The organism is Psychrobacter sp. (genome assembly GCF_041554015.1).
Lineage (GTDB): Bacteria > Pseudomonadota > Gammaproteobacteria > Pseudomonadales > Moraxellaceae > Psychrobacter.
The window spans coordinates 25,479-36,534 of record NZ_JBFFMS010000030.1 but is presented as its reverse complement, the minus strand read 5'-3'; the positions used below and the strand labels follow the sequence as shown (position 1 = coordinate 36,534).

Sequence of the window (11,056 nt, the reverse complement as noted above, 5' to 3'; positions counted from 1 at the left end):
TAAGTAAGCGCGCTCTAATAGCTTACTGGTTTGCTCAGGACTTACTGTGCTCGCATTAGACAAAAAGCTGTCTGCGTTTGAGTAGCGCGGCGTTGGTGAATCAGTGGGTAAGGTTTCAAGAATTTGTTGGTCATTTTGTGGAATAAAGGGTGCCGCATGCAGAAGGGGGCTGCCGATAAATAATAATAACAGTAATCCGACAAAGGGCTTAATCCAGTTCATAAGATATCTCAGCTCAAAACATAAAGAAACACCTGATCAAGAGTTTGATCAGGTGTCAGGTTTATATCACGTTAGATTACAACGAGGCATTGGCATCGGTTACCGCCACAGGCTCTGCTAAATTGGCTTCGGGAAGGATGATCCGATCAATATCTTGCGGTTCATCGGTATTCACATCCTTACTGGCGTTGATCACGCTAGAGACTCTCTCAGCTGCAAGATTTGCCTTCGCTTGATCTGCTGCTACATCGGGATTGCCTTTATTTCCCGTCTCAAAATTCTTGTTATCGTTATCACCGAAGCAGCCAGTAAGCGCAGCCGACCCGGTAACCAATATCGCTAACAGTACATAGCGCATGGTGTTTCTCCTTATATTAGGTTCAGCTTAGCGGCTGCCTGCATTAGGGGTTTTTAGATAAGGAAAAACCGAGTCAAAAGCAGGGGCAGATTTTACGACTCCGTCAGTAAAGGGCGCTGTACCGGCTTTAGCATCAGCGGGAACACACGTCGCTTCTGGAGGTAGCCCAGCATGACATAAGACGCCCATCGCTACTCTTAACGATACATCAGTGACATCATCACCCGGTCGTCTACCATTTGGGAAACCTGCGGTATCACCACCGATCACACCTAAGTCATTCTGATTTGCCGCTACTACAGTAGCTGTGCTGGTATTTAAGCGCAACATATCAGCTGGTACCAGTTTTTTGTTAGCAGGTTTGTTGATTGTAGGAACGCCCGTTAAGAACGCAGTCACGAGATCTTGACGGGGGAAGTTAGTAGGTGCTGGCGCACTTGGATATAGGGTTTGGATTAACGCAGGAAGCGTAGGATAAAAGACGTAAGGCGCAAAATTGGCCACATCATCTTTTGGCTCTGAGGCGTTAAACTTGTCTTTGTCTTTAAGGCCAATGACAACTTCATTGACCAGCGGCATACCTAGTCTTGAAACTTGAGTCCAAGCACCACCTTTTTTAGCAGTGGTACTGATGCCAGAAGCAGGTGATGGATTGACTAAGGTCGCCTGACGGACACTGGCAGTCGTCCAAGCGCCAATCACAGGATCCACACCTTTTTTATTATCACCTAAATCTACTTGCGCTGCATTAACGAGACAAGCTTTAGGAATCTCCATTGCAATAGAGGTAATGTTTTTATCTGCTAAGACATTTGTCCCGCCATCACGTGGACCTAATGGGTTTAGGTTAATCAGATCGAATACTTTGCCCAAGTCAATGGCAAAGCTCTCAGCGCGTTGACCGACAAAGACCTTACCAGTTCCACAAGTGCCTAAATTTAACGGTTTAATAAAGCCTCTTGCATAGCCTGGATAGTCTGCAAAAGACTTGGTGCCGATATAATCAAATGGCTTGTTAAAAGTCCCAAGTGGTGTACGCGCGCCGCTGCGGCGATCACCTTTAACCATGGTCACATCATAGCTTTCACTGGTTTGTACATTAGCTGGGTTTGAGGCATCCCCCGCGTTAGATAAGGGTATTGCAACTTTTGGCGTCGATGCATTACCGTCTGAGTCAATCTCGATACTATTTAGGGTTTGTTTAAAATCAAATTGGAAGGTGACATCTTCGACCGCATCACCGTTATTATCAATATGGATCTCATACAGAGCATCATCATCTAACGAAAAATAGTTGGGCCCGCCGTAGGCGTCTTGCAGCGGTAAATAGTTGGCGATGATGGTGACGTAATCTGCTCGACCACTCTCATAGCTGTTAAACATATAAAGGTCAGTGGCATCGACTTTAGGCGTTTTGGTGATGGAGGGCGCTTCACGGTGACTAGAGGCTAAAGCGCTTGCACTTGCGCATAAAGCCATCGCTGCTAATAGAGCGTGTATAGTGTATTTCATACGAATCCTTGTAGAAAAACTTGAGGGCTAAGTGATGTTTAAACCATAAATATATAAATGATATATATTTAGATGTGGCAGGTCTGAATGGTTGATTGTGAGATATTTCTGAGAGTTTCTTGAGATAATCATAATTTGTATTATATACAATCCATATATAAATACATCTAAACTATCCTTCAAATAAGTTAAACCAAACTATATACTTAAGCAAGAATTTTATGATGGCATTCGTCGGATTTATCGTAACGTTCATCGGATTTATTCGGTTAAATATATATATTATGTTACAAGGGTGTTTTTAAATCACCCATGCAAGTAATCATCTAACAAGGTAGGCAAACAAATGGAATATAAGCGCTAGAAAAGTGGAAACAATGGAATTATAAGCTGGTAAAAAATATCATCATCTATGAAAAAATGGAGTACCGTTTTAAGTAGCGCTAATTCTTGAAAACAGTGCTGCTTCATTTACCCTTTATCGCTATCTCAAACCATAAGCAGTTAACAATCTCATATTAATACCAATGAGCAAGAAAAAATAAGGTATGATTAATTAGATTATCTTTATTTTGCTACTGAATTTATAAGAAAAAACCTTGTATATCTGAATGTTAGCGATGCCTATTTACACTCAAGAAAGCTAAAAATTGGATTCTATACCACTATGAAATCTACCATTGAACTACTCGAAGAGACTGATTTTCCTACTATTAAAAGGCGAGAGCTGAAAGTTCTACAAGTAAATATGGGTTACCTGTGCAATATGTCCTGTGTGCATTGTCATGTTGCTGCCAGTCCGTACCGTACAGAGATGATGTCACGTGATCTGGTTGAGCTGATTCCAGAGATTCTGCAAGCGCAAAATATCGATACACTCGATTTAACTGGTGGCGCGCCTGAGATGCACGAAGACTTTAAGTACTTGGTGAAAGCGGCACGAGCGCTGGGCGTCAAAGTGATTGACCGCTGCAATCTGACGATTCTGATGGTAGAAGACTATGAGGATATGGCGCAGTTCTTGGCGGACAATAAGGTTGAGATTGTCGCCTCGCTTCCTTGTTACTCATTAGAAAATGTTGATAAGCAGCGCGGTAAAGGGGCATTTGATGACAGTATTTTAGGACTGCATAAGCTGAATGCCTTAGGTTATGGTAAATCTGGTTCAGGTTTGATATTGAACCTTGTATATAACCCGCAAGGGGCGACACTACCGCCCAATCAGCAGCAGTTAGAAGCCGACTATAAGCGCGAGTTAAAAGCGCACTTCGATATTGAATTTAATCAGCTGTTTGCCTTAACCAATATGCCGATTCAGCGCTTTGGTGCGGTGCTATTGGCTAAAAAACAGTTCCACCCCTATATGGATTTGCTCAAAGCAAATTATGTGGCTTCCAATTTAACTGAAGTGATGTGCCGCTCGACCATCAGTGTCAATTGGCTAGGAGAGTTATTTGATTGTGATTTTAATCAGCAGCTAGAGATTCCGGTGCCAAATAAATCTCGTCGCCACCTACGAGATTTACTAACACAAAATCCTGCAGGTGATGATATTGCCATAGCGGATCACTGCTATGGTTGTACGGCAGGACAGGGCAGTAGCTGCGGCGGTACTTTAGAAGAGTCAGTTATTTAGATTTATTGATGTAAATCAGATTAGCATAGGCAGAAACTTATCGATGCTAATGGAGTAAATACAATGCCTTTATTCAATCACTTAACGGTAAAAACGACTATTGTCACCGCTATTTTGTTATCAAGTGCAGCCGCCTACGCAGATTTTAATCACAGCAGCTGGGATGCGTTGCTAGACAAACATGTGAACATGACCAATGCTGGCAAGGCATCTGTTGTTAATTATGCTGGCATGCAGGCAGATAAAAGTAAATTAGATAGCTATATGGCTGCCACTAGCAAGGTGACTCAGTCTGAATTTAACCGTTGGAATAAAGATGAGCAATTGGCATTTTTGATCAATGTCTATAATGCAGGTACGGTAGAGTTGGTGCTTACTAAATATCCTAATCTTAAGTCTATTAAAGATATTGGTGGCGTATTTGGCTCGCCTTGGAAGCAGGATTTTATTCCACTATTGGGTAAAACGCGCTCGCTAGATGATATTGAGCATAATCTGATCCGCGGCTCCAAGCGTTACAATGAACCCCGTATTCACTTTGCGGTTAATTGCGCCAGTATTGGCTGTCCGGCTTTGTTGAACGATGCTTTTACCGCGAGGAAGCTGGATAAACAATTGGAGCAAGTAACCAGTAGGTTTTTGGCAGACAGCAGCCGCAATCGCTTAAAGGGCAATATGCTTGAGATATCGCCAATCTTTAAATGGTATAAAGAAGACTTTACAATGGGTTGGCGTGGTACTAATGACGTTGCAGGATTTTTGGGACGTTATAATCAAGCATTAGGAATGAATAGCACTCAAGTAAAAGGCTTAGAGCAGGGTAAAATAAAAGTCAGTTATACCAATTATGATTGGCGGTTAAATAAAAAATAGACTGGGCGTTAATAAAAATGACTGCTGTACCAATCAAGCTCTCTATCGTAGTACCGCTATTAAATGAAGCGGATAATTTGCCGCAATTGATGGGTCATCTTGCTCGTCTGAATCCAGCACCGTCTCAGATCGTACTGGTGGATGGCGGTTCAACAGATAACTCAGTTGCCATTGCCAAGGAGCTGATAGAAGGTTTGATAGATAGCAGTCCATCTGTTACTAATGAGCAGGTTATTAATAGGCAGGTTATTGATTGGCGATTAATAGAGTCCGCTGCTGGTCGTGCTACTCAGATGAATGCAGGTGCTAAGCTAGCAACAGGTGATGTGTTATTGTTTTTACATGCGGATACGCAGCTGCCGAACCACGCTATTGCTGATATTACATTAGCTGTCAGGCAAGCTGCGTGGGGGCGTTTTGATGTACGACTGGATAGTCCTGCATGGATGCTCAAGGTGGTCAGTCAGATGATCAGTTGGCGCTCCAGACTGAGTGGGATTGCAACGGGCGATCAAGCGATATTTATCAAAAAACCATTGTTTGATCAGCTAGGTGGGTATCCGAAGCAGCCACTGATGGAAGATATTGAGCTCTGTAAGCACCTTAAAGCTATTGGTAAGCCCGCTTGTCTACAAAGTAAGGTAATCACGTCGGCACGGCGCTGGCAACAGTATGGCACGTGGCGCACAATAGGTTTGATGTGGCATCTGCGTTTTGATTACTGGCGCGGGGTATCTGCTGATAATCTTAAGCAGCGTTATTACAAGGCTTAGTAGTTATCGGTCATACTTTTGGTCGTACAAGGTCCTAGAGTGTGCTCTAGTCATTTAAACTTGGGCTACTAGACATTCAAATACTTATGCTAAAAGACTCTATACCAAAAGATGCTATGCAAACAGACACGCTTATTATTATCTTTGCTAAGTTCCCCGCGCGCGGTATGGCAAAGACACGTTTGCAGCCTGCGCTTGGTCTTGAAGGTGCATCAATAATAGCAAAGCAGCTCTTATTGCATAGCGCTGAGCAGGCAGTAGCGACTGGACTTAGCGTCGAGATGTGCGTGAGTCCAGCGCCACATGATCCATGCTGGCGGACACTTGATTTATCCCAGTCATTGCGGTGGTCATCACAAGCAGATAGTGACTTAGGGCTACGTATGTTAGCGGCTAGCAGGCAAGCGTTACATACTTTTAAACAAGTGGTGTTGATTGGTACGGATTGCCCAAGCTTAACGCCAGTACGTATTCAAGAGGCAGTACAGCAATTAGAGCAGTTTAACACAGTTATGATTCCAGCTGCAGATGGGGGTTATGTACTGTTAGGATTTAAGCAAGCTGATGCCAGTTTATTTTCGGATATCGAGTGGAGCACTGCCAGCGTGGCGGCGGTGACTCGCCAACGTATTGCAGCATTGGGTTGGACATTGGCGTTATTAGAGCCGTTGCATGACATTGATGAGCCTGCAGACTTGCAACACTTGCCCGTAGGTTGGCTTGAAAACATGGGCTCATGATTGGCTGGTTTTGTAATAGGATTTCTATCTCTTACCTCTTACCTCTTACCTCTTATCTCTTATCTCTTATCTCTTATCTTTAGGATGACGCTGATATCGGGTGCTGAGTAAGAGTGCTTAAACTGTTTTATTATTAATAAGGAAGTTATGATGCATGAGGTCGTTCAAGATTATTATGGTAAGCAGCTACAAAGTACTGAAGACTTAAAAACGTCAGCATGCTGTGATATTAGCAATATGCCAAATTGGTTAAAGCCTTTGTTAGCGAATATTCATGACGAGGTTCTAAGCCGATATTATGGCTGTGGACTGGTATGCCCAGCGCTACTTGAAGGCTGCCGTATCCTAGATTTGGGCTGCGGTTCGGGCCGTGATGTCTATGCATTAGCACAATTGGTTGGACCTACAGGTCATGTGGTCGGTATCGATATGACAGATGAGCAACTAGCCATTGCAAAGCAGCATCAAAACTATCATGTGGAGAAATTTGGCTACGACAATGTGACTTTTCTCAAGGGCTACATCGAAAAGCTAGATGAGCTCAATTTAGACCCCAGTAGCTTCGATATCATTGTCTCAAATTGTGTCATTAACCTATCACCTGATAAAGCCGCCGTGATGGCCAGTGTGCAGCGTTTGCTCAAGTCTGGTGGTGAGTTTTACTTCTCTGATATCTATGCAGACCGCCGCATCCCGCAGCATTTAGTCAATGATCCTGTCCTTTATGGAGAGTGTTTGAGCGGCGCCTTATACTGGAAGGATTTTGAGCGCTTAGCGCGACATGCTGATTTTTTAGACCCGCGTTTGGTTGAGGATCGTCCGCTTGATATCACCGATCCGCTACTTGCTGCTAAGATTGGCAATATTCAGTTTTTTTCCGCTACTTATCGATTGTTTAAGATTGCAGCGCTTGAGGATGCTTGTGAAGACCACGGTCAAGCAGTCATTTATCACGGAACCATAGATCAGCTACCACATCATTTTAATTTAGATAAGCATCATACGATTGAGACGGGCCGCGTATTCCCTGTCTGTGGCAATACTTTTCGTATGCTAAAAGAGTCGCGCTTTGCCAAGCATTTTGATTTTATTGGCGATGACAGTCGCCACTACGGTATTTTTGCAGGTTGTGGTGATAGCCTACCGTTTGATCATCAAGTAGATATAGCGTCTGGTCCATTGGTGAATTCAGGAAGCTGCTGCTAAAAGTAAGGTAGGTATGCTAGTAAATTAGTATGATGCTAAAAAAGCAATCTCTAAAAGCTGTCTGTCAAAAATAAAAGAGGCCATCAAATGTAATGAATTCAGTATGAAAACGATACAGCGGGACTGGGATAAATTTTACGCAGCCTCTGTCGGCGTAGGCACAGCAAGCCAGAAAAATTTATACCAGTTCCGCGTTACAGTATGGCGTATCTATTTTATTTGGAATCGACTCTAATTTGATGGTCTCTTTGGTATAAATAAACCTGATAAAGGTTTAAGTTTTCGATCTCTACGGAAGTAATGCCGCAAGTCTGGTCCGTGTCTCTGCGCTCATCGCTGCAACTGGCGTGACTAATGCTTGGCTCAAAGCCGTATGGGCAATGGATCTAGGCTGCTCATCAACAATTAATGCTACAGCTTGCTTGATGACTTGCTGGGCATTGTCAGCATTTTTCATCAGATTTTGTATAGCATAATCTGCACTGACGGCTTCTTCATTTGGATGCCAACAATCAAAATCTGTCACCAGCGCCAATGTTGCATAGGCGATACTGGCTTCGCGTGCCAGCTTAGCCTCTGGCATATTGGTCATACCTATGATGTGCGCTTGCATCTGTCGATACCAGTGTGATTCTGCCCGAGTTGAAAATTGAGGTCCTTCGATACATACATAGGTAGCTTTTGCGTGGCATTGCCCATCGGCAATACCTGCTTTGTCATAAGCACGCCTTAAGATATCCGCTATCTTAAGGCATAAAGGGTCAGCCATAGATACATGGGCGACCGCACCCTCTCCAAAGAACGTACTGACTCGCTGCTTCGTCATATCAATCATTTGATTAGGGATGACCATATCTAGTGGTTTTAGCGTTTCTTGCAACGAGCCAACCGCTGATACTGAAACGATATAGCGTACACCTAAAGTCTTTAGGGCGTAGATGTTGGCACGATAAGGCACTTCAGAGGGGGTTAACCTGTGCCCTTGACCATGCCGCGTTAAAAATGCCACCGTAACGCCATTAAGTTCACCGAGCACGATACTATCGGACGGATCTCCATAGGGTGTCTCAATTTTCACGCTGCGCTTATTGGTCAAATCTTGCATTTGATACAAACCGCTACCACCGATAATAGCGATATCGGCAGTGTTTCTTACGGTACTCTCTATCTCAATTGAAGTCATATTAGGGGCCAAATGATACTTAGTAAAAGTGGTTAACGTTAATAGTACTAGCGTTTGGTGACTCTTTTATACATACCTTGAGTAATCGCTTTTACGATCAGCGCCTGACTTTGCAAAGCTTTGCAAAAAACGCTTATATTTGGGCAAGTATCAAGTAACTTAAGAAGTAACGAGATTCTCACAACTCACTTTTAGCAACACGTCTAACCATGTGTACCACGAATAGGATAATCATTATCTCTGATAAAGCTTAAACCATTTGCAAGTGCTGCAAGCTCAGGTCTAGCAAAAGGCGCATTGGATATATCAATGATTTGAATATCTCCTTCAGCATTAATCACGAATACAGCAGGCTCTGCAAAGGGGTGATCGGTTTCTTTTTCTGAACGGGGTTCTGAGATGTACAGCCCGAGCGTCTTCATTTGCTCAACGGTCAAACCATAGGCAATAGGGAATTCGATATCTAGTTTGTCGAGATGACTCTCTAATTGCGCTTTACTGTCACCTGATACGGCGATGATATCGACCCCCACATCCGTGAATGACGATTTTACGGTTTCCAATTGATTGAGGTATTTGGTGCAGATTGGACAATGTTGACCTCGGTATACTACGACCAATTTCCAGTCATGACCGTTGTCAGGCATGCCTAATGACTTTACGTCACCATTTAGCATTTGTACATTTATGTCAGGGAACTTGATACCCGCTTGAAGTTTTTGTCCGTAATTTGATTGCATGAGTTATCCTTATTTAATCATTTATAGTAATGCTAGAACTTGTATTAAAAATAGCTAGGGAGTTCAATGTTAAAACGATATACCAGTTTTGCGTTGTAATATAACTTATCTGTTTTATTTGGAATCGACTATAGTCATCTTTAACTTAACTGAATTAGAAAGGATGTTCAAGATTATTTTGAGTAATCACTCAAAATAATATCTGATTTTCTGCGCTATCAAATCTGCAATATCTTGATATGTAGACATATGTTTTTGATATATAGCAGAAGCGCATCACATGACAGCAGAGCTTATGGCCTTAATACTGCTAAAAGACCGCTCGACTGTCCTGCGCTTTTGCCCTACCTTTACCATTAAGGCGTGCTTATTTTGCTTTTAAAAAATCTGTGACCTTTAACAATATCAATTCATTGTCATCAGCTTGATTAGGGTTGCGACTGGATGAAAAAGGCAGATTGTTGTCATTTCCGACCACAATATGGTTGGCATCGACAATGTCCACATTTTCAATCGTGAAAAAAGGGAAGACAAAGTGCGCCTCTTTTCCAGATTTGTTCTTAACCAAAGGTTTTCTAGCCACCGCTTTATTGTCGGTAATGGCCATTAAGTCAATGTAGGCTACTTTTTTAGCCATGCCACCTTTAGGGTCTAATTTTACTTTATAAACACGTTTAAAAACTGCCGGTTTGGCAAAGCATCGGCTGCTATCTGTCATGGATTGTTTGCAAGCTTTATCACTAACGCCCTCTAAGTTATCTCGCTCAATAATTAAGCCATAATTCGGGTCTATCATATTAAAGTCGCCAATCGCATGCTCATTGCTATCAAGCACATACTTCCAGCTTTTGTCAGTATAGGTGTTACGCTTGGTGTCGAACTGTAAGATGCGCAAAAAGTTTTTACCATCGATTGAGTCGTAGTCTTTACTATCATGATTATAGATTGCGCCCTCTAACATCGGATATAGATAGCGCCCATCAGGTGATGCGGCCATGCCTTCAAAGCCTTTAGAACGTTTGATCTGATATTGCGGTAGGGCATCATCTGGCTTGGCGGGAAGTTGTAAGGTAGGATGATCGGGTGAGTAAATGCTCTTGTTACCAACCTTTGTATCATGTATGGCTTGTAGGGTGCCGGTGCTATCGAACTTGAGTAACCATGGACCAAACTCATCACCTACCCAAATATCACCATCAATAATCTGAAAGCTTTCAGGATCAAAATCTGCTCCTGTCAAGTAACGCGGCGCACTGTCCTGATGGGTAATCCGGGGCGGCAGTACTTTATTTTTATCGTTAAAAAAAATCGTTTTTATTGGCACAAAACGTCCTTGGTCCCAATCAATTCGATACTGGCGCATAAACAGCATAGCGTCAGGAGAGTTTGCTTTACTGCCAAATCCATTGTCTGTTAGTAGCCAATACGTACCATCAGCCATATATTGGATACCTGAATGCCCTTGGACAGGTTGCCCTGTAAATGGCAATGAGATGCCAGTGGGACGGTTTGAGGACATGCCTTTAATACTGCCAATGTTTTCAACCAATGTCCCTGTGGTGTATTTACCACTTATCTGTAAGTCTTTGGGCGCATCTGCTGGAGCTGGGATTGTGGTCTTGGCAGGTAGCAGGGCATGGGCAACCAATTGGGCAGGGTAAATATCGGCGGCAAGCGCGGCTGGGCTTAAACTTGCCGCCGCAATGATGCCCATACTGACTCTCAAAATAGAAGCCGCTATTGTGTGCATTTTTTTCTCCAATCTCACAGTTATTCAGGTTTTGTTATTTATTAGGGAGATTGAATCATGCCT

Annotated in this window: 10 protein-coding genes and 1 pseudogene; 5 read left to right on the top strand and 6 right to left on the bottom strand. The window is 43.0% G+C overall.

Features of this window, described 5'->3' with window-relative positions:
* From ABYU67_RS08765 to ABYU67_RS08755, 3 genes and pseudogenes are all read right to left on the bottom strand, one after another.
* Positions 1-222, bottom strand: a pseudogene (locus ABYU67_RS08765) (hypothetical protein); the annotation flags it as partial.
* A 76-nt stretch (positions 223-298) separates the two neighbouring features.
* Positions 299-580: a hypothetical protein gene (locus ABYU67_RS08760; RefSeq protein WP_372844624.1), complete on the bottom strand. Its 282-nt coding sequence runs from the start codon at positions 578-580 to the stop codon at positions 299-301.
* 27 nt (positions 581-607) lie between these two features.
* Entirely contained in the window at positions 608-2,092 is a 1,485-nt protein-coding gene (locus ABYU67_RS08755; RefSeq protein WP_372844623.1) for a DUF4331 domain-containing protein, read from the bottom strand.
* A gap of 667 nt (positions 2,093-2,759) precedes the next feature.
* On the opposite strand from ABYU67_RS08755, the gene arsS reads away from it, so the two are divergent.
* From arsS to ABYU67_RS08730, 5 genes are all read left to right on the top strand, one after another.
* Positions 2,760-3,728, top strand: a complete 969-nt coding sequence (gene arsS, locus ABYU67_RS08750; RefSeq protein WP_372844622.1) for an arsenosugar biosynthesis radical SAM (seleno)protein ArsS — start codon at positions 2,760-2,762, stop codon at positions 3,726-3,728.
* 63 nt (positions 3,729-3,791) lie between these two features.
* A complete protein-coding gene (locus ABYU67_RS08745) occupies positions 3,792-4,601 on the top strand; it encodes a DUF547 domain-containing protein (RefSeq protein WP_372844621.1) in 810 nt (269 codons plus the stop codon).
* 17 nt (positions 4,602-4,618) lie between these two features.
* Positions 4,619-5,374 carry a TIGR04283 family arsenosugar biosynthesis glycosyltransferase gene (locus tag ABYU67_RS08740; protein WP_372844620.1) on the top strand — a complete coding sequence of 252 codons (756 nt, stop codon included), beginning with the start codon at positions 4,619-4,621 and terminating at the stop codon, positions 5,372-5,374.
* Between the two features lie 116 nt (positions 5,375-5,490).
* Positions 5,491-6,114: a TIGR04282 family arsenosugar biosynthesis glycosyltransferase gene (locus ABYU67_RS08735; RefSeq protein WP_372844619.1), complete on the top strand. Its 624-nt coding sequence runs from the start codon at positions 5,491-5,493 to the stop codon at positions 6,112-6,114.
* A gap of 147 nt (positions 6,115-6,261) precedes the next feature.
* Positions 6,262-7,320 carry a methyltransferase domain-containing protein gene (locus ABYU67_RS08730; protein ID WP_372844618.1) on the top strand — a complete coding sequence of 353 codons (1,059 nt, stop codon included), beginning with the start codon at positions 6,262-6,264 and terminating at the stop codon, positions 7,318-7,320.
* 289 nt (positions 7,321-7,609) lie between these two features.
* Here the strand turns inward: ABYU67_RS08730 and mtnP are convergent, their stop codons facing one another.
* The 3 genes from mtnP to ABYU67_RS08715 all read right to left on the bottom strand — a co-directional run bounded on the left by mtnP (position 7,610) and on the right by ABYU67_RS08715 (position 10,993).
* Positions 7,610-8,503 carry an S-methyl-5'-thioadenosine phosphorylase gene (mtnP, locus tag ABYU67_RS08725; protein ID WP_372844617.1) on the bottom strand — a complete coding sequence of 298 codons (894 nt, stop codon included), beginning with the start codon at positions 8,501-8,503 and terminating at the stop codon, positions 7,610-7,612.
* A 203-nt stretch (positions 8,504-8,706) separates the two neighbouring features.
* Complete coding sequence (locus ABYU67_RS08720; protein WP_372844616.1) at positions 8,707-9,243, bottom strand: peroxiredoxin-like family protein; 537 nt, start codon at positions 9,241-9,243, stop codon at positions 8,707-8,709.
* A gap of 367 nt (positions 9,244-9,610) precedes the next feature.
* Entirely contained in the window at positions 9,611-10,993 is a 1,383-nt protein-coding gene (locus ABYU67_RS08715) for an esterase-like activity of phytase family protein (protein WP_372844615.1), read from the bottom strand.
* Between the last annotated feature and the right edge of the window lie 63 nt (positions 10,994-11,056).